The following is a 23,019-nucleotide window of genomic DNA, read 5'->3' on the forward strand; positions in this document are numbered from 1 at the left end:
CGATGACAGAGACACCCGACACCCCAAAGCCCGCCGACAATTCCGCTTCGCCGGTGGAACGCGCGTTCCGTTTGCTGCGGTTCATCGCCGAAGGTGGCTCGACCGCTAATCTGAGCGACGTGGCGCGACAGATCAACGTGAACCGCGTGACGGTGATGCGCCTGCTCGAGTCGCTCAAGGCCGCAGAGCTGATCGAGGCGAACCCGCAGGGTGGATCACATCGTCTCGGCATGCCGTTTCTGACGCTCGCGGCGAGCGCGCTCGGCGGCTCTGACCTGACGGCGCGAGCGCGCCAGATACTGCCCGGACTGGTGGAGAAAACCGGCCTGTCGGCGTATCTCGCGGTGCTCGAAGGACCCCGGATCGTCTATCTGCTGTGCGAGACGCCGGACATGCCACTCGTGAGCCGGATTCGCGTGGGTAGCCGGATTCCCGCACATCGCGCGACGCCTGGGCTCGCGATGCTCGCCGGCCTCGCGCCGGCGGCGCTCGACGCGCTCTACGCGAGCTATCCCGAAGACGAGGACCGGCCCGACTGGGACACACTGGCCGCAGCGCTCGACACCGTGCGCGCGAACGGCTGCGCCTGGAGTTTCTCCGGCCTCGAAGCGGGCATCGATTCGTGCGCGGCGGCGGTCAGGGACAGCCGGGGCATCGTGGTCGCGGCATTGAGCGTCGCGGGCCCGAACAGCGCTTTTTCCGCGGATGAGACGCTGCGCGCCGCCGCCGAAGCCAGCGTGAAAGCCGCCGCAGACGCGCTCTCCCGTTCGAGTCTGTAGCCCTTGTTCCGTATGCGGATCAGGCTCCGCCATGGAGCCGTTGCTTAATTTCAAAACGAGACGATCGGATACTTTTTCGGGAGCCACGGTCCTTGGCGTGCTTTTTTGCGTCGCCAAGAATCCCCCCATCTGCTCGCCGGTTCGTGTCGAACCGCCGGCGGCCGATGCGCGATGTGCGGCCATAAGAACACACAGCTGTTCGAGACGCGCATTTTCGGGGAGGCCGGTTGTCGTGACCGACTCCAAACCCACAATGATAAGCATTGCTGCATAAAAGGCTTGGTGAAAAATGAAGGTGACACGATCGGTTCTCTCCGCGACATGGCTCGCAGCAGTGACAGCATTCGCCAGCGGCGGCGCACAGGCGCAAAGCAGCGTGACGCTGTACGGCATTGTCGACACAGGCGTCCAGTACTACAACAAAGCAGCGAGCGGCGGTTCTGTCATCGGCATGCCTTCGCTGACGGGTGAAGTGCCGTCGCGCTTCGGACTGCGCGGCACCGAGGATCTCGGCGGGGGCTACAAGACGTTCTTCGTGCTCGAAAATGGCTTTGCGCTCAATAGCGGCGCGCTCAACTACGGCGGACGCCTGTTCGGGCGTCAGGCGAACGTCGGCGTCAGTTCTCCGTACGGCGCGTTGACGCTCGGCCGGCAGATGAACATGTCGATGTACGTGCTGTTGAACGCGGACGTGATCGGCCCGTCGATCCATTCCATGGCGAGCTTCGACAGCTATTTGCCGAACGCGCGCAGCGACAACGCAGCGGGTTACCTGGGCAAGTTCAACGGCTTTACCGTGGGTGGAACTTATAGCACTGGGCGTGACGCGGCGGGCCCCGCCGGTCCGTCCGCGACCAACTGCGCCGGCAATGTGGCGGGCGACCCGGTCGCATGCCGGCAATACACCATGATGCTCGCGTACGACGCGCCGCAATTCGGCGCTGCCGCTTCATATGACGTGATGCGCGGCGGCACGGGCGCGTCCGCGCCACTATCGAGCGCGGCGTACACCGATACGCGCACGATTGTGGATGCGTACGCGAAGTTCGGTTCCGCAAAAGTGGGCGGCGGCTGGATTCGCCGCAATACGTCGGCGGCTGCGCACAGCCAGTCCGATATTTATTTTCTCGGCGCTTCGTACTATGCGACACCGGCGTTATCATTTGATGCCCAGGCGCTGCGTTATTTGCTGCGCGAGACATCGGACTCCACGTTATTCGTTGGGCGCGTGAATTACCTGCTGTCGAAGCGCACCACGGTGTACACGTCGGTCGGCTACGTGACGAATAGCTCGCGCGGCGCGGCTGCCGTCGCCGCGGGCGGGTCGGTCGGCGCGGGGCAAAACCAGCTCGGCGTGATGGCCGGCATCCAGCAGCGTTTCTGAGCGCGCGGCGCTTCGCGAGGACCTGACCGCTGGATCCACCGCGCAGTCGGCATCACGGTGCGATCCACGGAGTATCACTATGGCAACAGATCTGCTGAGCGACATTCTTGCTGACCTGCGTGCGGACGCGGTCGTCACCGGGCGGTTCACGTTGAGTGCGCCGTGGGCGATCCGCAAACCCGCCGTGTCTGGCGCCGCATTTCGCATGTGCACCGGCAGTCCGTTTTATCTGATGGTCGAAGGCGAGTCACCGGTATACGTGAAACCGGGGGATTTCGTGTTGCTGCCGCATGGCAACGAACACATCATGGCATCGGCGCCCGACGAACCGCCGGTCCCGTTCGATTCGCTGATGGCCGACAAGGGCATTTATCCACGCTTCGATACGCCGCTCGAATTCACCGCGGGCGGCGGCGGCGCGACCAGCGAGCTCTATACGGGCATCGTGGTCTATCGCGACATCATTCGCAGTCCGCTTTTCTCAGTGTTGCAGACGTTGATCCACGTTCGCGCAGACGATCCGGCCGTGGCGCCCTGGCTCGCCAGCACACTGCAAAGCTTCATTCAGGAATCGATGGCCTGCCAACCCGGCTGGGCGATCGCGGCCTCGAGGCTTTCGGACGTGCTGTTCGTTCAGTTGCTGCGCGCGCATCTGCAGTCGACCGCGAATCATTCCGGCTGGCTGCGCGGTCTAGCCGATCCTCAGATCGGACGCGCGGTGGCGCTGATTCATCGGGAGCCGTGTCGGGAATGGAGTGTCGCGGGGCTCGCGGCGGCGGCGGGCATGTCGCGCTCGCGCTTCAGCGCGCGTTTTATGGACGTGGTCGGCGACACGCCAATCGGCCATCTGACCGCCTATCGGATGTATCTCGCGAGCGGCGAATTGAAGCGAGGCAAACGCACGCTGATCGAGATCGCGGAAACGGTTGGCTATACCTCCGAGAAAGCGTTTGCGCGAGCATTTCATCGGTGGTCAGGGATGGCTCCGAGGCGTTACGCCCGCAGTGCGCACGCACTGAACGACATGGCCAGGCAAAGTTGAGTCTCTTGCGCGTGACATGCGCTGGGAAGCGACCAACTTGAAGCAATCGAGTCATCGATTACGAGCGTTTCGTTCGGATCGATTGGCGAACAGACATGGACTCATGCAATCAAATTGACTGAAAAAATCCCTGCCCATAGAGCTGATGTATCGCCCCTCAGCTTTCCCCAGAACGATAAAAACGAAAAACGCCAAGTTACTCAGTAACGAGCGGGCCCGCGTGATACTGCTCATCAGTCACCGGCTCCATCCACTCGACGTTTTTGCCATCGAGCATTTCGGTGACCGCAAGATGCGACATTGCCGTTGTCGCAGCAGCGCCATGCCAGTGCCGCTTGCCGCACGAACACGAGACGACGTCTCCAGCGCGAATTTCAGTTCGCGAGCCGCCTTCGCACTGCGTCCAACCTACACCTGAAAGCACGACCAGCGTCTGCCCGAGCGGGTGCGTATGCCAGAAGGTGCGTGCGCCCGGCTCGAATGTGACGATGGCGCCGCCAAGGCGCGCCGGGGCCTCGGCCTGGAAGAGGCTGTCGATACGAACGGCGCCGGTGAACCAGCTTTCAGGGCCTTTGATGGACGGCTTGGTGCCGTTACGGACGATGGTCTGAGCTTCCTGGGTCATGGTTCTGATCCTTTGACGAATTGGGGGCGTGACCGCGATGCATGTGCGGCCATGGAGCGCGATGACAGATAATTTAGTTCTTCGGCCGGCTCCCGACTAGGTGGCAAAATGGGCATACACTCATGCACAGGTGCATAAATGCCTACTCCGGACCTGAATGATCTGGTCGCGCTTCTAACCGTGGCACGCGAGCGGAGTTTTACGCGCGCTGCCGCGCAACTAGGCGTATCGCAGTCATCTCTCAGTAGAACGGTGACTTCGCTTGAAACGAAGCTTGGAATGCTCCTGCTCAATCGCACGACTCGCAGCGTTTCCACGACAGAAGCCGGTCAACGCCTTCTCGACTCCGTTGCTCCGAAACTTGAAGAGATCGAAGCGGAGTTGCAGGCGGTCGCTGAACTTCGAGAACGACCGGTAGGGACGGTGCGGATCTCCGCGACAGACTACGCCGCGAACCAGTACATCTGGCCCAAGCTGCAAGGGTTGTTGCGCGAACATCGAGAGCTGCACATTGAACTGATCAACGACTACGGCCTGTCGGACATTGTCGCGGAGCGTTTTGACATAGGGGTGCGTTTGGGGGATCAGGTTGAGAAGGACATGATCGCTGTACGGATTGCGCCGGATGAAACGCTGGCGATCGTCGCGGCACCGGAATACCTTCGCAAAACGCCACCGCCGAGCGCACCGCATGAACTCACCACCCACAATTGCATCAATTTGAGGTTACCCACGAGGGGCACGCTCATGCCGTGGGAGCTTAGAAAAGGCAGACGCCGGCTGGAGGTGAAAGTGAGCGGCCAGCTCGTTTTCAATAACTCGTACCAGATGCTGGACGCGGCTTTGAAGGGATTCGGAGTCGCTTACCTTCCAAAGGCGCTCGCGGAACCGAGTGTCCAGGCGGGACGACTTTGCTGGATTCTTGAAGACTGGTTTCCTACGTTGACTGGGCATCACGCGTACTATGCGACGCGGCGCCAGTCATCGCTTGCGGTTCGCCTGGTTATCGCGGCTTTGCGCGGCGGTTAGCAGATCGAAGCCTAACTGAATGAGGTGTCGTCATGTCCTGCCCTTGATGGTTTCCTCGTGAGACCGGGAACAGGTCGGCCACCGACCAGCGACACGCGCACTGTCGGATAGCTCTTTCCCGATCCTGTTCGACGCCGGTCGGCGTGCAGTTCCGAGTAACGGTCGTCGCGTGCCTGCCAGTGTGAATGGAGCTCGTCAATCAGGCGTGCTGTAGGCACTGCATCGCCTAGCCACGGTTTAGATCAGCGCTCTGCGTGGAAAAATCGATAACGAATTGGTCGCTCCGGTTGGAGCCGGCTGCCAAAGATGTGTGTGTTGCGATATGCGCGGAACCGCACAGAGCCATTTGGATCAGCGCCATATTCTGTTCGATGCAGCAGACAAACCTCCACCTGAGCTCCACGAGCAGTATTTCTGCAGGTCCTTCACAAGCCCCGCTCTACGAAAAGTTGGGGAATGGACGCTCACAACGCCGGGTCGACATTGGGGGCCGTGCTGCCCCACGGAAAGCCGCTTTACGCAAATCAGGTGCCGCCGATGCGTCTTCGAGCCATCAAATATGCCTTGATTCTTGCCTGCGGGTGCGTGGCGGTCGCCGATGCGCTGGCCGCCGATGCTGCCGGCGTCGTCAAGACGGTTAAGGGCACGGTGAAGATCGAGCGGGCTGAAGGAAGTTCGGGTGCGGCCATCGGCAGCGAGGTTTACGGCAACGATCGCATCGTGACGGGCCCGGAGTCCTCGGTCGGTATCACGCTGCGGGACACCACCCAACTTTCGGCCGGCGCCAATACCATCCTCGAACTCAACAAATTCGCGTTCAATACCACGACCCACGAAGGCACGCTCGACGCCTCCGTCAAACGCGGCTCCCTGGCCGTGATTTCCGGGAAGTTGGCGAAGGCGAATCCGGATGCGGTCCGCTTCAGCACGCCGACTACCACGCTGGGCGTGCGCGGCACCGAATTCATCATCGAAGTGGGCGATAAATAAAAGGGAGGGGCACGTTGAAGGCTGCAATTCGACCTCACGGGCTGGTCTTTGCCGCGGCATGCGTCATGCTGCTTTTCCTCGCTGCGTGCAGCACGCCGGACAAAATTATTCTATTGCCGGATCCTGATGGCAAAGTCGGAGCGGTCATCGTTCACAGCGCCTCGGCAGAGCAGAAAATAGACAAGGCCTACGCCGGCGTCGACGTCACCAAGGGCGGAGCCATAGAAAAAACGACGGATAGCCAATCCACCGTGGAGACACGATATGGCGAGCTGCTTGCGGCCCGGCCGCCTCGCCCCATGACATTTACGATCTTCTTTCTGTTTGATTCCGCCACTGAACTGGCCCCTGAGTCGGCGGCCACGGTCAAACAGCTAAAAGCCGTTCTGGCGACCTGGCCCGCGCCGCAGCTGGTGGTGGTCGGTCATACCGACCTGGCGGGCTCTCAGGAATTCAATGACCAACTCTCCATGCAGCGGGCGAAGACGGTTGCAGCATTCCTGATCAAGCAAGGCGTTCCCACCCAAAAAATAGAGACCGCTGCCCGCGGCAAGCGAGAGCCACTGGTGCCCACCGCAGATGGCGTTCCCAATCGCATGAACCGGCGCGCAGTCATCACACTCCAATGATCCGCGCCATCCATCGGCGCTGAATGGCCTTCCCGTCGATGAAACGCTTTTTCGACCTATGGCATGCCCGTATCAGGAATCTACTGAAGGCGGCTCAGGGTCGTCCGGTGGCGCTGATGGTGCTGTTTGGCCTGAGCCTGCTCAACCTGTGCAGCGAATGGCCGAGCGACATAGCGCGTCCCGCGTTCGTGGATACGCTCGACGAGGCGCTTCCCGACTCTTTTAAAACGGCCCGGCAAATTCTATTCGATCAGTATCAACGCCACTTCCCACGCATTCCGACTGCTCAGCCTGTGACCATTGTCGAGATCGACGAGGAGACGCTCGCAACCGTCGGTCAATGGCCCTGGCCGCGAAATCGACTTGCGAGTCTTATCGATGCCATTGCGGCACTGAAACCGCTGGCTATCGGTCTCGACATTTACATGCCGGAGCCGGATCAAACCTCACCCGACAAGGTCGCCGGCAATCTGCCGAAAACGGCTGAAACGCTCGCCGCCGGCTTACGGGCTCTACCCAGTCACGAAGCCATTCTCGCCAGATCGTTGCGCGCGGCGCCGACCATCCTGGGTGCCGCTGCGCTCGATCATGCCGCCTTCGCCACCAGCACTGATATGCGAAGCGCTCCGATCCTCGTGCACGGCACCGACCCACTGGACTACGTGAGACGGTTCGACTATGTGCTCGCCAGCCTGCCGGAGCTGCAGGCGGCGGCGCACGGGCAGGCGATGCTGAGCGTGGCGGTCGAACAAGGCGTCGTCCGGCACATTCCTCTCATCATGGGATTGAGGGAGAAGCTGGTCCCCGGTCTGCCGATTGAAATGCTCCGCCTCGCCACGGGTTCAGCTGCGATCGACGTTTTTGCCGACACATCGGGCGTGCAAGCGGTGGGCGTTGCTGATGCGCTGGTGCCCACACAGCCCGGCGGGGACATCTGGTTGCATTTCGCGTCCATTCGATCGACGCTGAGCCGCTACGTATCGGCACGCGACCTCCTGCAGGGAACAGTCGATCCGGAACGGATCCGGGACAAATTGGTGCTGGTCGGACTGACCGGTGCCGGCGTGACTGACATGCGCACGACCGCGTTGGGCGAGTTGGTGCCGGGTATCGAGATTCAGGCGCAGGTCATCGAGACGATTTTCGAGGGACGTTTTCTGCGCCGCCCCACGTGGTTGAAATGGGCTGAATGCGCGTTGATCATGACGTTCGGTCTGCTGATCATCTGGTATGTGCCTCGCCCCCATTCTCGGTTCGCGTTATTCATAAGAACCCTCCCTAAGGGTGTCACCGCTCTGGGTATATGCCTGCATCTGCTGAATCTTCTGTGCTGCTTCTTTATTTTCATGCGCTTCGGACTGTTGGTCGATGCGGCCGCCATATTTATTATTCTGTCCGCGGTCATGGGCTGCTTCCTTTCACCGGCGTTACTCGGCCTCGACGAACCAATCAGAACGGAAGCCGTGGACGCGCCGGCGCGGGAGCAAGACAACGGCCGCGCCGGCAAAACGCCATAAACCTGAGGTGGCGGTTGTGCGTATCGAATCGACAACGGTCGATGCACATCACACCAGGTCGTCTGCCGCCATGGTCAGGATGATCTTTCCAACATTGGCGGCTGATTCCATGCGCCGATGTGCATCAGCGGCCCGAGCGAGCGCAAATGTGCTGTCCACGACCGGCTCCAGGCGGGCACCGCCGTCGAAGCGCTCGAGCCAATGCTCGCGAAAACGCCGCACCATCGCGTGTTTCTCCTCTTGCGGGCGGGACTTCATCACCGTTCCCTTGATCTGCAGGTGACGGTAAAGGATCTGCTCCAGTTCGACGGCCACCTGAGCGCCACCGCCAAGAATGCCGACCTGGATCAGCCGACCGCCATTCGCGAGCGCAGCCACGTTGCGCGCGAAATACGGGGCGCCCACGAAGTCGATCACGACGTCAACTCCTCGGCCGTTCGTCGTCTTCTTGATGACTTCAGTGAAATCTTCAGTGCGATAGTCGATGACCACGTCGGCCCCAAGTTGCACGACGCGCTCAAGCTTGCTGCCTTCGGCTGTAGCGAAGACCCGTGCACCGGTCGCATACGCCAGTTGGACCGCGGCCGAGCCCACGCCCCCTGCCGCCGCGTGAATCAGAACGGAGTCGCCGCGTTTTAAGCCCCCAAGATGCAGCATCGCTTCGTGAGCGGTGACGAACACTTCAGGAATCGCCGCGGCGTGCACGTAGTCGAGCACGGCGGGAATCGGCATTGCCATGCGCCAGTCGATGCGTGCAACCTCTGCGTACGCGCCCCCGCCTACTACGCCCATCACGCGATCGCCCACTTTGTAACCCTGCACCTCGTTGCCGACCTCGATCACTTCACCCGCTATTTCAAGGCCCTTGATGGTCGAGTCGCCGAAGTTGGGACGGCCATAGCCGCCCCGGCGATGTGTCAGATCGGCTCGGTTCACGCCGGCGGCATGCACGCGCACCAGCAGATCGTCGGGACGCACCTCCGGTACCGGCACGTCGGCAAGTTTCAGCACGTCGGCATCGCCGAATTCCTCGAATGTGATGGCTTTCATGATTGCGCTTCCTTGGTTGTTTGGCTCGGGTTCAAAGCACGCTCGTGTGGCGTGGCAAGCGTGGCAAGCGTGGCCTGCGCAACGGCAGAGGCCGAGATCGCGGCCGGAAAACCTGCGTAAAACGCGAGGTGGGTGATCGCGGCGGACAGTTCTTCGGATGTCACGCCGTTATTCACGGCGCGGCGCAAATGCGCGGGGAGTTCGTCGAGATGGCCGCCCGCGATCAGCGCGGCGACCGTAACCAGACTACGGTCGCGCGGCGAAAGCGCGGGATCGTTCCAGATTTGCGGATAGAGCGTGGCGTCGACGAACTCTGCGAGTTTCGGCGTGAAGGCGCGCGCTGCTTCGCGCGGGCTGCTGAAATCTGCGTGTGACATGACGATTCTCCTTTCAAGCCTGGCTGATGAACTTGTGCGTGAGGTAGTACTCGATACCCTCGACACCGCCTTCCGAACCGTGACCGCTTTCCTTCATGCCGCCAAACGGCAGTTCGGTCGCGACAATGCGGTATTGGTTAATGCCGATCATGCCGGCTTCAAGGCCATCGCCTACGTCGATCGCGGTGCGTGCGTTCTGCGTGAATGCGTAGGCGGAAAGGCCGTACGGCAGGCGGTTCGCTTCGGCAAGGCCGTCGGCAAGTGAGTCGAAGCGCATCAACACGGCGATCGGGCCGAACGGCTCTTCGTGCATGACGCGTGCGTCCATCGGGACGTCGGCGAGCACGGTCGGCTCGAAAAAGTAGCCGTCGCCTTCAATCCGTTTGCCGCCCGCGAGCACTTTTGCGCCGCGCGCCACCGCGTCCGCCACCAGTTCTTCCATCTTGGCAAGCTGGCGCGGATTGGCAAGCGGCCCGACCTGGGTGTCGGGGTCCATGCCGTCGCCCACCTTGAGTGCCTTTGTTGCCCGCACAAAATGTTCGACGAACTCCTCGTAGACGCCGCGCTGGATCAGGAATCTCGTCGACGAGATGCAGACCTGGCCGGTGCCCCGAAAGCGGTTGGCCGCACCGTCGACGGCGGCCTTCTCCACGTCGGCGTCTTCGAATACCAGTACCGGGCCGTGGCCGCCGAGCTCGAGTGTGATGGGCTTGACGCCTTCCGCCGCGCGCGCCGAGAGCAGACGGCCGATGGGCACCGAACCCGTGAAGGTGACTTTGCGGATCACCAGTGATGCGATCAACTGCTTCGAGACCTCATCGGGCACGCCGAATACCACTTGCAGAACGCCTTTGGGCAGGCCCGCGTCGTCGAGCGCGCGGGCCAGCGCGAGGGCTGTGGCGGGGCTTTCCTCGCCGGGCTTGATGATCACGCTGCAGCCTGCTGCCAGCGCCGCCGAGAGCTTGCGCGCGGGCGTGATGGCCGGGAAATTCCAGGGTGTGAAAGCGGCCACCGGACCGATTGCCTGCTTTTTCACAAGCTGCTGCACGCCAGGGCGGTTCGACGGCACGACGCGGCCGTCGATGCGACGCGCCTCTTCCGCGAACCATTCGAAGTACTCCGCGGCACGCAGTACCTCATCGCGGCTCTCGGCAAGCGGCTTGCCTTCTTCGAGCGTCATCAGTTCTGCGATTCGCGGCGCGCGTTCGCGCATCAGCTCGGCGGCGCGCCTGAGAATGCGCGCGCGTTCGGCGGGTACCGTCTTGCGCCAGACCTCGAATGCGCGGCGTGTGACAGCGAGCGCGTGGTCGAGATCGGCGCTAGTGGCGAGCGGCACGCGACCCAGTTCGCATTTCGTGGCAGGGTTGACGACCGGTGCGGTTTCGCGTTCTTGTGCAGCAATCCATTTGCCGTCGATAAACAGGTATAGCGGTTCGTAGCTTGCGTTCATGATGTTACCTCCATCAATAATTAAAAATTAGGCATCCGTATCAAGAGAGCGGTATGTTCGCGCAATCGAAGCACGTCTGATCAGGTTGCTCGGATAGGCACCGCGAGCGTGGCGGCGAGCATGAGCATGGAAAGCGTGCGTTTCATCTTTCGACTCCTGGAAGGAAAGCGGTGTTCGATTCGATGTGAAGTGCAGTGAGTGCCTGACTACGGAACGAAGTCTAGGCCTGAAGACGATTGGCTTTTAGGGGAGCAGGAAAGAATCAGTCTTGTTGCTGGAGGGAAAATCGCGCCGTTGTTATGGAACGCCCGTGCTGTTTTTGAACGTGCTGCCTGGGGGAATAGAGCTGCCTGACCCCGTCTCTGCTCTCGGCGAAACCCACGCGTATCATGCTGGGTGTGCTTGTGGCGTGGCGTTGAACCTGTCGCACGCGATTGAGGAAAGAAGAATGAAAGCTCAACGGGAAGAATCGGAATGGACAAGGTCTACAACATGTCGGTATTCGTGAAGGTCGTGGAGATGAGCAGTTTCACTGCCGTCGCCAACCATCTCGATACCACGGTCGGTAATGTTTCGCGAGCCGTTTCAGTGCTCGAGGAAGGGCTCAACACGCGACTGTTGCAAAGGTCAACGCGACGCCTCGTCGTCACCGACGCGGGCCGCCGCTTTTACGAGCGCTGCGTGTCGATCCTGGCCGACATCGAGCATGCCGAAGCCGAGGCGAGCAGCGCGTTGCTCGAGCCGCGTGGGACGTTGCGCGTCCACGCTGTGCCGGGGCTGGGGCGTGAGCTTGTAACGCGTGCGGTGCTTTCTTACCGCGAAGCGTATCCGGAGGTTTCGGTCGATTTGCTGCTCTCGCAACGCATGCCCAACCTCCTCGAGGAACAACTCGATCTGGCTGTCGTGATCGCCCGCGCGTTGCCCGATTCTGCCTATGTCAGCCAGAAGATCGGGAGCAGCCATTGTGTGCTGGCTGCTCCCCCTGCGTACCTGGCGCGGCATCCCGCGCCCGAGAAGCCGGAAGATCTGGCCGATCATGCGCACGTCCTGCTGAGCACCGTGGATTACACACCCGACGAATGGCATCTTCAGAGTTCCTCCGACACTGCCGTTTTCCGGCCCTCCGGCCCGCACTTCAGTGTGAACGACATGGAGGCCATGGCCGTTGCGTTGCGCGACGGCGCTGGAATAGGGTTGCTTGCGGCATTCTCCGCGATCGACGACCTGCGTAAGGGAACGCTCGTTCGTGTGCTGCCGCAATTTCACACCTACGAGCGGAATGTGTATGCGGTCTATCCGTCACGGCAGTTCGTAGACGCGAAAATCAAGCGCTTTGTTGATGCGCTAAAAGCTCAGGTCGGCGAGCAACTGCAAACTTACGCAAATGAGCTTGCGATCGAATGTGCGCCATCTTAGACGGAACGGTGTGTTCCGATGTCAGCTTGTCGCGGCGAAAAGAGGAGGGCCGTTGTGCCTCTGGTCGAACTGGACGCAGCCGTCGTCGCCGCGCAGCCATCTGACGATCAGGTCAGGAATCTGCACACGCTGATCAACGATTCCGTGCGGTAGATTCGCAAGCACGTCAATGCGTCACCCCGCGTCAAGCCGCTTCTCCAGCCAGCGCGTGAATTGCGAAATCCGACGAAGCCGGTTCGAGCGCCGGTTGAATGGTCCGGTAATCGCGCCATTCCGGGTCGCGCTGTTGTAACGGATAAAGCGGCGGTGCAGCGTCATGTACAGCCGCGACACAACTCCCGCCGCGCAATGCGGGCAGCGATTGCGACGCGCCGGGAAACGCGCGTGGAAGCGCGCCGTACCCCTCCACGACCGGCCGGATATAGCTGCTGCCCTGCGAGATGCACACCGGCTTGCCGCGCAGATCTTCCCATTTCGTGATGCCGCTCGATTTCGGGATGCGCCGTACCGCCCACACGATAGTACGGTGTCGGCACGTGACCGCGAATCTCCCCACGCTGCCGGTTGTATTCCATATTGGCGATCAGGATGTCGACCTTGCATTGCTGCAGGAACTGTACACGAGTAGAGGACTGTACCGAAGCCAATTGGATTTTCGCACCGGGCCGCTTGGCGATGTCGTTCGCAAGGTCCACGTTGATGCCGCGCGGCTGCGAGTTTTTCTCTCACATAGCAGATCGATAGATAAGGTTTCGCGCATTCATTGGTTAGCGAATGTCTTCTGCGTTCCTAAAATAATTTGCGGCTGGTTCGGCGGCCGGTTGATCGGCCGTCCACTCGAATACCGGCACGACCGCCTCGCACTCACGACAGGACACCCAACGAATGACGAAACTGGCTCTCTCCGAGCGCGTGGCGCGCATCGGTATCGCGCCCAACGCAGCGGCCACGGCGCGCGCGCAGGCGCCGGCCGTGCGCGCCGATAGCGATACCCTGCAAGTCGCGCGACAGCGCGGTAACGGGGCATTGCTGTCACTGCGCAACGTGCCGCGAACCAGCGAGATTCACGTCGACGGCATCGACGTGCGCGCGAAGAGAACCGACACCCATGTGCTGCTCGCCAAAGTGTGTCTCGCGGACAAAGCCCGATGTATCCGGGCGCATTGTCGGGCGGTCAGCAGCAACGCGTAGCAATAGCACGCTCGCTGGCGATGCAGCCCGACCGGATCCTGTTCGACGAAGTGATGTCGGCGCTCGATCCGGTCCTCGCCGCGAGCGCAATTCGTCCCATTCCTCACGATCATGACCACGACCACCACCACCACCACCACCACGACTGATGAAACCCGCAATGACGTCTCCACTCAACGACACGAAGCCGTGCAGGCACTACTCGCCGACGCCCGCCGTATCGTCGGCGAAAAAGGCGTGACGCGCGGAGCGATCAAAGCGCTGAGTGAACGGCTGCTCGAACTCGCGACCCATCGCACGCTGTTCGATGCCGCTGACTTTCCGCCGCCGCAACCCGGCAGCGGCGACACGTCGACTCGCTACCGGCTCAACCCGGGTGAAGACGGTTTCGCGCTTTATCTGAACTCGCTGTTGCCGGGCAAGACGACGATCCCGCATAACCACGACACATGGGCCGTGATCGCTGCAATCGACGGCGCGGAACTCAACCGCCTCTACCGGCGTATCGACGATGGCCGCGACCCGGATCGCGCGCAACTCGAACTGGCGCAGGAAGTGGTGGTGCGCCCAGGCGTGCCGATCGCATTTCTGCCGGACGATATCCACAGCATTCATGTGGGCGGCGCGGAACCTACGCTGCACTTTCACCTGTACGGCCGGCCGCTCGAAACGTTGACAGGGAGACTTGGCTTCGAAACTGACACAGGTCTCGTGGTGCGTTACAACGCGACGCACATGCAACGCGCGACCCAGGCGGTCGGCTGATGTCGGCGCGCGGCGATGGATTGCTGACGCGCGTTCTGCACGCATCGATCGCGCCGATGACAGGATCGCCCAGGACCGGCACTGCACGGGCTTCCTGACCGACGAAGGCAACAAGTGACACAGGCCGCCTTCGCAGCGGTTGCGCGAACTGAATCGGCAATATGCCGCCAACAAGGAAAACAGATCGATGACACACACGACTCACCCCGACGACGAAGCGCGCCGCACCCTCGAACTGCTCGGTCCGGCGCCCGAGAACTGGGTCCCGGACCAGCCGGGTATCGATCACAACGTGTTCATCGTCGGTGGTGGGCAGACCGGCTGTGCGTTCGCGTTTGCGCTGCGGCGGGCCGGCATCGGCCGAGTGAGCGTGATCGATGCAGCCAATGACGCGTCGAAGGCCGGCGTGTGGCTGACCCGCGCGCGCATGAACAAGCTGCGTACGCCGAAGTCGCTGGTCGGGCCTGAAGTCGGTTTACCGGGGCTCAGCTTTCAGGCGTGGCACGAAGCGCGTTTCGGCGCGGCGTCGTATCGTGAGATCGATCGCATTCCGCGTGAGCAGTGGGCGCAGTATCTGGCGTGGTACCGCGAATTTCTCGGCATCCCGATTCGTTACGGCACACGGCTCGTGAGAATCGAACCGCTGGGCACACATTTCCGCCTGCATCTCGAAGAGAGTGGCAACGCGCGCGTCGAGACGGCGCGCAAGGTGCTGCTGTGCAACGGTGTAGCGGGCAATGGCGGCGCGTTCGTGCCGCGCGTATTGGCGCAATTGCCGGCGTTGTTAGTGGCGCATACGTCGCACGACATCGACTTTGCCGCGTTGCGCGGCAAGTCAGTCGCGGTGCTAGGCGGCGCGGCCTCCGCATTCGATGCGGCGGCGACCGCACTCGAAGCGGGCGCGGCCAACGTGCATCTGTTCGTGCGACGTGCGGCGCTGGCGGCCGTGCCGGTCTCACGTGCGCGCGCCTACCCCGGCGCCTACGACAACTATTTCGATTTGCCCGACGCGCTGCGTTGGGCGCAGGCGCTTCGCTTCAAGCGCTCGGGATCGACCGCACCGCTGGACTCGCTTCAGCGCGTCACACGTTTTCCGAACTTTCACCTGCATACAGGCGCGCAATGGGAATCCGCGCGTGAAGTGGAAGGGCGCATCGCGGCGCAGGTGTCGGGCGAAACGTTCGAGTTCGACTTTGCGATTGCGGGCACGGGCTATTTCATCGATCCATCGGCGCGGGCAGAGCTTGTGGATTTCGCGTCGCACATCCGGCTGTGGAGCGATCAGTACACACCACCCGCCAGCGATGCCGACGAAGGGCTCGGCGCGCATCCGTATCTCGGCGCGGCGCTGGAGTATCTGGAGAAATCGCCGGGACAGGCGCCGTATCTGAAAGACATCCACGTCTACAACCCGGCGGGTTTCGTCAGCGCCGGTGTGCCGGTAGGTGACGTGCCGAGTATGAAGCGCGATATTCCCGCGGTGGTCCGCCGTATCAGCCGCGACCTCTTTCTTGCAGATCTCGATTCGCATGCCGCGCGACTTGCGGCGGATGTCCCGGCGGATTTCGACGAAACGGCGTATGCGTCGAGCGTCTGGCAGCGTGAGGCGTCCAACGCTTGAGGTGGAGAGATGCAGGTGCGCCTGGCGTCTGCATCTCCGTTGTCACGACTGTCGTTTGTGCGCCGGAGCAGAGTCCACGTAGTTGATGCCGAGGTCGATTCGGTCAGCAAAGCAAGGTGAGCCGGGTATTACCCGCAAGGTCTCATTTAGCTGTGGTCGCTACGCCGGAGATCGCGACACGCCGCGGCACGAGCAGCGTGGCGCAAAGCAGGCTGCCGATCCCCATCGCCGCGATCACGGCGCCCATCGGCCCGGGCGTGCCATCGGCGAAGAAGCCCATGAGTGCCGAGCCCAGAACGCCGGTGCCGTACTGGCTTGCGCCGATGAGCGCCGACATGGTGCCGGCGCGCGCGGGGAATGTGCCGAGCGCACCCGCAATCGCATTGGCGACGATAAAGCCGGTCGCTGAAACGAAAAGGAACAGGGGAATCACGAGGCCGGCCAGCCCGCCCCAGTCCGTCCATGCGTCGATGGCCAGCAGCATGCCCGCGATTGCCGCGCCCCACGTGCCGGCACGCATCAGGCGATCACTCCCGTAGCGCCTCACCAGCCTCGCGTTGATCTGGTTCGTGATCATGATGCCTGCGATGCCCGCTGCAAACAGCACGCCATAGCGCTGCGGCGAAACGTGGTGATAGGTGATGTATGCGAACGGCGTGCCGGCAACATACGCGTACACGCCGCCGTAAAGGAATCCGCCTGCGCCCGCGTAGCCGAGCACCCGGCGATGCTGCAATAGCGTGACATAGGCGGCGAGCGCGCGGCCGAGCGGTTCGTGATTGCGGCGCGCCTCGGGTAGCGTTTCGGGCAATGCGCCCAATGCGGCGAGCGTCGCCAGCCCGACACCGACCAGCACCCAGAAAATCGCGCGCCATGACGCCATGTGAAGAATGAGGCCACCCACGCTCGGTCCGACCAGCGGTGCGATCGCCATGATCGTCATCAGTGTCGACATCATCTGAGCCGCGCGATGGCCCGTGTAGAGATCGCGCACCATCGCGCGAGCGAGCACAACACTCGCGCACGCGCCCGCGGCCTGCGCGATTCGCCAGCCGACCAGCGCGCCGCTGCTGGCCGACAGCGCACAGCCGGCCGATCCGATAATGAACAGCACGAGTCCGATGGCGATCGGCATACGGCGGCCGTAACGGTCGCCGATAGGACCCCACAGCAGTTGGCCCACACTGAACCCGATCAGATAGCTGGAGATCGTCAGCTCGATCGCACCGGTGTCGGCGTGCAGCGAGAGCGCCATCGCGGGCAGGGCAGGCAGATACAGGTCCGTCGAGATCGACGCGAACGCCATCAGGAGGCTCAATATGGCGAGGATCCGCAGACCGTGCTGGTCGGCTGCGGGTGTCACGCTTTCCGCTGCAGTGCCGGGCAATAATGCCGCTGGAGCGGGTGAGCGATTATTCAACGACATGATCTGGCATTTCTTTTAAGCCAATAGCGCACCTGCGTTGCCGCAACCTTGCGACGACGCAGGAGCAAACGGGTGGGGCGAAACGTTGGACTAGCGGTCGACACGCTGCTGCAAATGGGCCGGATAACGATCACCCACGACCTTGATCTGCTTCAACGCCGCTTCGATAGCGGCGAGATCGGCCGCCGACAATTCGACCGCAGCCGCGCCAATGTTTTCTTCCAGCCGATGGATCTTCGTCGTGCCCGGAATCGGCACGATCCACGGCTGTTGCGCCAGCAGCCACGCAAGCGCGATCTGCGCGCGCGTCGCACCCTTGCCATCGGCAATCTTGCCGAGTACCTCGACGAGGCCGGCGTTGGCCTTACGGTTCTCTTCGGAGAAACGCGGCACGACATTGCGAAAATCGGTCTTGTCGAACGACGTGGTCGCATCGATCGCGCCGGTCAGGAAGCCCTTGCCGAGCGGGCTGAACGGCACGAAACCGATGCCCAGTTCTTTCAGCGTGGGTAGCACCGTCTCTTCCGGCTCGCGCCACCACAACGAATACTCGCTCTGCAACGCTGCCACCGGCTGTACGGCGTGGGCGCGGCGGATCGACTGCGCGCCGGCTTCGGACATGCCGAAGTGCTTGACCTTGCCTTGTGCGATCAGATCCTTGACGGCGCCGGCCACGTCTTCGAGAGGCACATTCGGATCGACGCGATGCTGGTAGAAGAGGTCGATACGATCGGTTTTCAGCCGCTTGAGCGATGCCTCGGCGACCGCATGGATGCGTTCGGGCCGGCTGTCGACGCCTTTGGTCACGTCGCCTTCCGTGAAGCCGAACTTGGTTGCGATCACCACCTGATCGCGAAACGGCGCAACGGCTTCTCCGACCAGTTCTTCGTTGAAGAACGGACCATAGGCTTCGGCGGTATCGAAAAACGTGACGCCTTTTTCGAAAGCCGACTGAATCAGCTTGATGCCTGCCGTCTTCTCGGTGGCCGGTCCGTAGCCGTAGCTCAAACCCATGCAGCCGAGGCCTAGTGCCGAGACTTCGAGACCGCTGTTTCCAAGTTTGCGCTTTTGCATCTGCATTCTCCTTTCGAAAAGTGACGAGCGTGGAAGGCGGCCTGTTCGCACGGGCGCCACGCGACGTTCAACAGCCTCAAGCTTAGGCTGTTGTGCGTAGCTCAACAATATGGCTAGAATTGCAAAAGGTTATGAGGAAAATTCACTTATGTTGCGAGCCGGCTTATCTGAACTGACCGCATTCGTCGCGATCGCTCATCAGCGAAGCTTCAGTGCGGCGGCGCGGACCTTGGGGGTGTCGCCGTCCGCGTTGAGTCACGCCATGCGGGGACTCGAAGCAAGACTCGACGTGCGCCTCTTCAACCGGACCACCCGCTCGGTCGCGCTGACCGAGGCGGGCGAGCAATTGTTGCGACGAGTCGGGCCCGCCATTGCCGACCTCGAAGACGCCGTGAACGAGGTGGCTTTCGCACGCGACCGCCCGTCGGGTTCGATCCGTATCAGCGCCTCCGAATCAGCCGCGAAGTCGATCGTCCAGCACGTGCTGCCCGATTTTCTGGCGACTTACCCGGATATCCACGTGGAATTCGTCGTGGACACGCGGCTCGTCGACATCGTGGCCGACGGTTTCGATGCGGGCATCCGCGTTCACGAGGATGTGCCACGCGACATGATCGCCGTGAGGTTCGGCCCCGACCTGCGCTTTGCCGCGGTGGCGTCGCCTGATTACTTTGCGCGCCATGAGGCGCCGAAGGCACCGCACGATCTGGCGAAACACCGCTGCATCCGGTTCCGCTTCGAGAGCGGCACGCTCTATCGATGGGATCTCGAATATCACGGCAAAAGCGCGAGTATTGATGTCGACGGCCCCATGACGCTGGGCAACACGAACCTGATGGTCGAGGCGGCGCTGGTGGGCATCGGCATTGCCTGGGTGCCTGACTATCTGGTTGCCGAACACCTCGCAGCGGGGCGGCTCATTCAGGTGCTGGCGGAATGGAGCCCTTCGTTTCCGGGCTTGAGCCTTTATTACCCCGCTAACCGCCATCCTCCCACTGCGCTACGGCTATTCGCACAGGCGGTGCGGGATTGGGCCAACACCGCCGGTGTGCGTTGATTGCCGGCTTCGGGCAGCACGCCGCGCGCTTGGTCGGGTGTTTCGTAGAGCTTGTCGATTTCAATTTGGAGAGTCTTTCCCGCGCGTTGGGTTGAAACTCCCTGCTAGTGTTGCGTGCTTAAAGACGATTTGTGAATTGCGCGCACGTCGCAGGGCGCGATTGTCGTGCTGGGCGCGCGGCGGCTCGACCGGATCAATGCGCTGGCCGAGACAATCGTCGCGGATGGCGGCGTGGCGCTGGCCGTCGCGACCGATGTCACCGATGCGGCACAGGTCAAACATCTCGTCGACTCGGCGGTCGAGCAATACGGGCGGGTCGATGTCATGCTCAACAACGCGGGCCTGATGCCGTACTCGTCTCTCAGTGGCGGTCCGGCACGAAGGCGATCACATCACCACGATCGAAGGGCTGAAGAGAAACGGTGAGCTCCATCCTGTTCAGCAAACGTACTGGGAGTACGACGCATATCAATGCGGCTACTGTCCAACCGGACAGATGACGAGCGCCGTCGCGATTCTGCGCGACCCCAACATGGCTGCCGACGACGCCGGCGTGCGCGAAGCGATGAGCGTGACGCAATGTCGACCTCGCGCAAAAATAGAATCTTCGTTTGAGACTCGTCGTTCCGACGCCCCGCGTGGTCCATGAATGCAAGCGGACGACATTGACACAAATCTTCTAATCTGGAATAGTATTCAACAAATAACGTCATTCGTATCTTCAGACGTTGACTGGGGGCTCGGTCGTCGATGAGCCCGGCCATGGCAGATTCAGCGCCCCACCAGGGCTCATTTCGTAGTAACTGTGGAAATGAACACTTCAACCCAGATGGACTGCGACCTGCTCGTGATCGGCTCTGGCGCCTCGGGGCTGGCCGCCGCGGTCACTGCGGCATGGCATGGTCTCAAGGTCGTCGTAGTGGAAAAAGACGCCGTATTCGGTGGTGCAACGGCATGGTCGGGCGGCTGGATGTGGGTTCCAGGCAATCCGCTGGCGAGGCGCGCGGGTATCAATGAAGACCCGCAACAGCCCCGCACCTACCTCAGGAACGAACTCGGCCGCCGCTACGACCCGGAGCGTATCGATGCATTTCTCGACAACTGCGCGCACATGGTGTCCTTCTTCGAAGAGCATACGTCGCTGCAGTTTGTAGACGGCAACGGCATTCCTGATGTACATGGCAACGTCGAAGGTGCAGCAACTCAGGGTCATCAGGTCATTGCCGCACCCTACGATGGGCGGCAGGTCGGCCCGCTGATCAAACGTCTGCGCAAGACAATGCGCGAAACCTCGTTCATGGGCATGCCGATCATGGCCGGCGCGGACCTGATGGCTTTTCTGAGCGTGACGCGCTCTCTCAAGTCCTTCACGCACGTCACAAGGCGTTTCACGCGGCATCTGCTCGATCTGGCGCTGTACGGCCGCGCCATGCAACTGGTGAACGGTGTCGCACTGGTCGCGCGCCTTGCCAGATCGGCGCAGGACCTGGGTGTGACCTTGATGGAGTCCGCACCTGCAACGAGGTTGGTGTTCGAGGGTAAGGCGGTTCGAGGGGCAGTCGTCTCGACGGCCCGGGGCGAAATAACGATTCGCGCGGCGAAGGGCGTTGTATTGGCCGCCGGCGGGTTCCCCAATGATGTAACACGGCGCAAGGCGCTTTTTCCACGCACACCCACCGGCCGCGAACACCTCGCCTTGCCGCCCGAGAGTTGCTCTGGCGACGGCGTGAGTCTGGGCGAATCGGCGGGTGGCTGCCTTGTCACGGATGTCGCCTCGGCTGCCGCCTGGGCGCCCGTGTCGAAAGTTAAGCACGCTGACGGCAGCATTGGCCACTTCCCGCACATTATCGACCGCGCCAAGCCCGGTGTCGTCGGCGTGCTCTCCAACGGCAAGCGCTTCGTGAACGAGGCGGACGGTTACTACGACTACACCTCCGCCATGGTCGCGGCGGCGCCGGAGGGGCAGGAAGTAGCGTCGTGGCTTGTCTGCGATCACCGGTTTCTGCGCCGGTATGGTCTGGGTTACGCACGGCCTTTCCCTGTGCCGGTCGGATCTTTGATCCGCAGCGGTTATCTGCAACGAGGTTCAACGATCGAAGAGCTGGCTAGGCGTTGCGGTATCGATCCTGATGCGCTGGCGGCCACGGTCAGCTTCTACAACGAGCATGCGCGCCGTGGTGAGGACTCTCTGTTTGGACGCGGCTCCACGCCGTATAACCGAAAGGGGGGCGACCCTTTGCACAAAGGCCCGAATCCTTGCGTCGCGCCGATCGAGCACGGACCCTTCTACGCGGTCAAAGTATTCCCGGGCAGCTTCGGCACGTTCGCAGGCCTGAAGACCAACGGCTCCGCTCAGGTGCTCGACGAGAATGGCCAACCTGTTGCCGGCCTGTATGCGGTGGGAACGGACATGGCCAGTGTGATGGGCGGTTTCTATCCGTCGGGCGGCATCAACCTCGGTCCTGCAATGACGTTCGGTTATGTCGCCGGCCGCCATGCGGCCAATGCCATGGACTACGAACCTCATGACAACGAGGCGCTCGCCACCACCGGCGCATCAAAGGTGTCGAACCGGATGCCGCTTCCCACCCACTGAGGGCAGCACTTCTTCTAGCGCGCTGCGCACACGCGGTTTCGCGTTGCACAGCGCGTTTTACTTATTGCGGCACGTCCAGCAAAAACTCCACCATACGGTCGCAGACGCGGCCGAACATCTGCGTGCCTGTCACTGTCTGGCATCCCCGTGCGCGCGCTGCTTCGATCAAGGGTGTCAGCGGCGGTTTGGTCACGACGTCGCCCACGAAGGTCCCGGCTCGAAGGCGTGACACATCGATCGGCAATGGGTCGTCCGCACGCATGCCGAGCGGCGACGCGTTGACCACGATATCGAAGGTGTGCGCTTGCACATCGGAGGCGACGCTACGCACCCTGCCGCGTTGCAGCGCATTGAGCCGGTCGACCAGAGATGTCGTACGGCCCGCGTCGTTATCACGTATGTCGAGCGACGTCAGTCCCGCACTCACTAGCGCGTGACCGATCGCCGATCCCGCCCCGCCTGCGCCCACGAGTAACGCGCGCTTGCCGGTCAGATCACAACCCGCATCCGTTAGCGCTGCCACGAATCCTGTGCCGTCGAACATGGCGCCGTGCCAGTCGCCATCGGGCGTGCGGCGCAGCGTATTGACCGCGCCGAGGAAACTCGCTTCGTCGGAAAGCGTCGCGCAGTACCCGGCCGCGTTGAACTTGTGGGGCACGGTAATGATCACGCCGTCGACGTTGCGCATCGGCGTGACGCCCGCGAAGAACGCGGGCAGATCGGCCGGCGCCACGTGGGCGGGTACCACCAGCGCGTCGCGCCCCGCTGCCCGCAATGCGCCCGTGACGCCGGCTGGCGAGCGGACCTGGGCGATCGGGTCGCCGACAATGAAATAGATACGCGTCGCGCCGCTAAGGCCTTCATCGAGCGACGGGGAAAACGAAGATGGGTTCTGCTGGCTCATGCTGTGTTCGACCTCCTGTTGTGTCTATGTGTCCCATGCGCAACGAGTACCACGGCCCGCTTCCATCAAGGCGCCGCGATCGTCGTCGCTGCTCAGT

22 protein-coding genes and 2 pseudogenes are annotated in these 23,019 nt (G+C 62.1%); 15 read left to right on the forward strand and 9 right to left on the reverse strand.

Features of this window, described 5'->3' with window-relative positions; genetic code table 11:
• The first annotated feature begins 2 nt into the window (after window positions 1-2).
• From BLW71_RS31555 to BLW71_RS31565, 3 genes are all read left to right on the forward strand, one after another.
• Window positions 3-779, forward strand: coding sequence for an IclR family transcriptional regulator (locus BLW71_RS31555; protein WP_091806547.1), 777 nt, complete (start codon window positions 3-5; stop codon window positions 777-779).
• A 289-nt stretch (window positions 780-1,068) separates the two neighbouring features.
• A complete protein-coding gene (locus BLW71_RS31560; RefSeq protein ID WP_091806550.1) occupies window positions 1,069-2,163 on the forward strand; it encodes a porin in 1,095 nt (364 codons plus the stop codon).
• Between the two features lie 79 nt (window positions 2,164-2,242).
• Complete coding sequence (locus tag BLW71_RS31565; RefSeq protein WP_091806553.1) at window positions 2,243-3,205, forward strand: AraC family transcriptional regulator; 963 nt, start codon at window positions 2,243-2,245, stop codon at window positions 3,203-3,205.
• Window positions 3,206-3,401: 196 nt separating this feature from the next.
• Here BLW71_RS31565 and BLW71_RS31570 read toward each other — a convergent pair whose 3' ends face one another.
• Window positions 3,402-3,830, reverse strand: coding sequence for a (R)-mandelonitrile lyase (locus BLW71_RS31570; RefSeq protein WP_091806555.1), 429 nt, complete (start codon window positions 3,828-3,830; stop codon window positions 3,402-3,404).
• Between the two features lie 138 nt (window positions 3,831-3,968).
• Between BLW71_RS31570 and BLW71_RS31575 the strand changes: the two genes are divergently transcribed.
• From BLW71_RS31575 to BLW71_RS31590, 4 genes are all read left to right on the forward strand, one after another.
• Complete coding sequence (locus BLW71_RS31575) at window positions 3,969-4,859, forward strand: LysR family transcriptional regulator (RefSeq protein WP_091806556.1); 891 nt, start codon at window positions 3,969-3,971, stop codon at window positions 4,857-4,859.
• A gap of 456 nt (window positions 4,860-5,315) precedes the next feature.
• Window positions 5,316-5,849 carry a FecR family protein gene (locus BLW71_RS31580; RefSeq protein WP_286162162.1) on the forward strand — a complete coding sequence of 178 codons (534 nt, stop codon included), beginning with the start codon at window positions 5,316-5,318 and terminating at the stop codon, window positions 5,847-5,849.
• A gap of 14 nt (window positions 5,850-5,863) precedes the next feature.
• A complete protein-coding gene (locus tag BLW71_RS31585; protein WP_286162163.1) occupies window positions 5,864-6,478 on the forward strand; it encodes an OmpA family protein in 615 nt (204 codons plus the stop codon).
• Window positions 6,479-6,501: 23 nt separating this feature from the next.
• Window positions 6,502-7,995, forward strand: a complete 1,494-nt coding sequence (locus BLW71_RS31590; RefSeq protein ID WP_286162164.1) for a CHASE2 domain-containing protein — start codon at window positions 6,502-6,504, stop codon at window positions 7,993-7,995.
• A 48-nt stretch (window positions 7,996-8,043) separates the two neighbouring features.
• Here the strand turns inward: BLW71_RS31590 and BLW71_RS31595 are convergent, their stop codons facing one another.
• The 3 genes from BLW71_RS31595 to BLW71_RS31605 are packed head-to-tail and all read right to left on the reverse strand — an operon-like array spanning window position 8,044 to window position 10,872.
• Window positions 8,044-9,045: an NAD(P)H-quinone oxidoreductase gene (locus BLW71_RS31595; RefSeq protein ID WP_091806560.1), complete on the reverse strand. Its 1,002-nt coding sequence runs from the start codon at window positions 9,043-9,045 to the stop codon at window positions 8,044-8,046.
• Window positions 9,042-9,422 (reverse strand): carboxymuconolactone decarboxylase family protein, encoded by a 381-nt coding sequence (locus BLW71_RS31600; RefSeq protein WP_091806563.1) that lies wholly within the window; start codon window positions 9,420-9,422, stop codon window positions 9,042-9,044. The genes BLW71_RS31595 and BLW71_RS31600 overlap by 4 nt, the downstream gene beginning before the upstream one ends.
• A gap of 13 nt (window positions 9,423-9,435) precedes the next feature.
• The gene (locus tag BLW71_RS31605; protein ID WP_091806566.1) at window positions 9,436-10,872 is read right to left on the reverse strand and encodes an NAD-dependent succinate-semialdehyde dehydrogenase; all 1,437 of its coding nucleotides are present in this window, start codon (window positions 10,870-10,872) and stop codon (window positions 9,436-9,438) included.
• Window positions 10,873-11,346: 474 nt separating this feature from the next.
• Here BLW71_RS31605 and BLW71_RS31610 point away from each other — a divergent pair, with 474 nt between their 5' ends.
• Complete coding sequence (locus BLW71_RS31610; protein WP_091806569.1) at window positions 11,347-12,288, forward strand: LysR family transcriptional regulator; 942 nt, start codon at window positions 11,347-11,349, stop codon at window positions 12,286-12,288.
• Between the two features lie 184 nt (window positions 12,289-12,472).
• On the opposite strand, the gene BLW71_RS42980 is transcribed toward BLW71_RS31610, so the two are convergent.
• Together BLW71_RS42980 and BLW71_RS42985 are read right to left on the reverse strand one after the other, a co-directional pair.
• Window positions 12,473-12,805, reverse strand: a complete 333-nt coding sequence (locus BLW71_RS42980) for a type 2 periplasmic-binding domain-containing protein (RefSeq protein ID WP_502686868.1) — start codon at window positions 12,803-12,805, stop codon at window positions 12,473-12,475.
• 91 nt (window positions 12,806-12,896) lie between these two features.
• Window positions 12,897-12,983, reverse strand: a pseudogene (locus BLW71_RS42985) (transporter substrate-binding domain-containing protein); the annotation flags it as partial.
• 190 nt (window positions 12,984-13,173) lie between these two features.
• Here BLW71_RS42985 and BLW71_RS41200 point away from each other — a divergent pair.
• The 3 genes and pseudogenes from BLW71_RS41200 to BLW71_RS31630 all read left to right on the forward strand — a co-directional run.
• Window positions 13,174-13,550 (forward strand): annotated as a pseudogene (locus BLW71_RS41200) (ATP-binding cassette domain-containing protein); the annotation flags it as partial.
• Between the two features lie 40 nt (window positions 13,551-13,590).
• Window positions 13,591-14,244, forward strand: coding sequence for a cysteine dioxygenase family protein (locus tag BLW71_RS31625; RefSeq protein ID WP_091806572.1), 654 nt, complete (start codon window positions 13,591-13,593; stop codon window positions 14,242-14,244).
• A gap of 187 nt (window positions 14,245-14,431) precedes the next feature.
• Complete coding sequence (locus BLW71_RS31630) at window positions 14,432-15,865, forward strand: NAD(P)-binding domain-containing protein (RefSeq protein ID WP_091809106.1); 1,434 nt, start codon at window positions 14,432-14,434, stop codon at window positions 15,863-15,865.
• Between the two features lie 142 nt (window positions 15,866-16,007).
• Here the strand turns inward: BLW71_RS31630 and BLW71_RS31635 are convergent, their stop codons facing one another.
• Both BLW71_RS31635 and BLW71_RS31640 read right to left on the reverse strand, forming a co-directional pair.
• The gene (locus tag BLW71_RS31635; protein ID WP_091806575.1) at window positions 16,008-17,291 is read right to left on the reverse strand and encodes a multidrug effflux MFS transporter; all 1,284 of its coding nucleotides are present in this window, start codon (window positions 17,289-17,291) and stop codon (window positions 16,008-16,010) included.
• Between the two features lie 90 nt (window positions 17,292-17,381).
• On the reverse strand, window positions 17,382-18,365 hold the full coding sequence (locus BLW71_RS31640) for an aldo/keto reductase (RefSeq protein WP_091806578.1): 984 nt from the start codon (window positions 18,363-18,365) through the stop codon (window positions 17,382-17,384).
• Between the two features lie 148 nt (window positions 18,366-18,513).
• On the opposite strand from BLW71_RS31640, the gene BLW71_RS31645 reads away from it, so the two are divergent.
• The 4 genes from BLW71_RS31645 to BLW71_RS31660 all read left to right on the forward strand — a co-directional run bounded on the left by BLW71_RS31645 (window position 18,514) and on the right by BLW71_RS31660 (window position 22,018).
• The gene (locus BLW71_RS31645; RefSeq protein ID WP_035483067.1) at window positions 18,514-19,422 is read left to right on the forward strand and encodes a LysR family transcriptional regulator; all 909 of its coding nucleotides are present in this window, start codon (window positions 18,514-18,516) and stop codon (window positions 19,420-19,422) included.
• 159 nt (window positions 19,423-19,581) lie between these two features.
• Window positions 19,582-19,848: an SDR family NAD(P)-dependent oxidoreductase gene (locus BLW71_RS31650; RefSeq protein ID WP_286162225.1), complete on the forward strand. Its 267-nt coding sequence runs from the start codon at window positions 19,582-19,584 to the stop codon at window positions 19,846-19,848.
• The gene (locus BLW71_RS31655; protein WP_091809108.1) at window positions 19,787-20,071 is read left to right on the forward strand and encodes a (2Fe-2S)-binding protein; all 285 of its coding nucleotides are present in this window, start codon (window positions 19,787-19,789) and stop codon (window positions 20,069-20,071) included. The genes BLW71_RS31650 and BLW71_RS31655 overlap by 62 nt, the downstream gene beginning before the upstream one ends.
• Before the next feature lie 162 nt (window positions 20,072-20,233).
• A complete protein-coding gene (locus BLW71_RS31660) occupies window positions 20,234-22,018 on the forward strand; it encodes an FAD-dependent oxidoreductase (RefSeq protein ID WP_091806584.1) in 1,785 nt (594 codons plus the stop codon).
• 61 nt (window positions 22,019-22,079) lie between these two features.
• Here BLW71_RS31660 and BLW71_RS31665 read toward each other — a convergent pair whose 3' ends face one another.
• The gene (locus BLW71_RS31665; protein WP_091806588.1) at window positions 22,080-22,922 is read right to left on the reverse strand and encodes a shikimate dehydrogenase family protein; all 843 of its coding nucleotides are present in this window, start codon (window positions 22,920-22,922) and stop codon (window positions 22,080-22,082) included.
• Between the last annotated feature and the right edge of the window lie 97 nt (window positions 22,923-23,019).

Origin of the sequence: Burkholderia sp. WP9 (assembly GCF_900104795.1) — a bacterium.
Classification (GTDB): Bacteria; Pseudomonadota; Gammaproteobacteria; order Burkholderiales; family Burkholderiaceae; genus Paraburkholderia.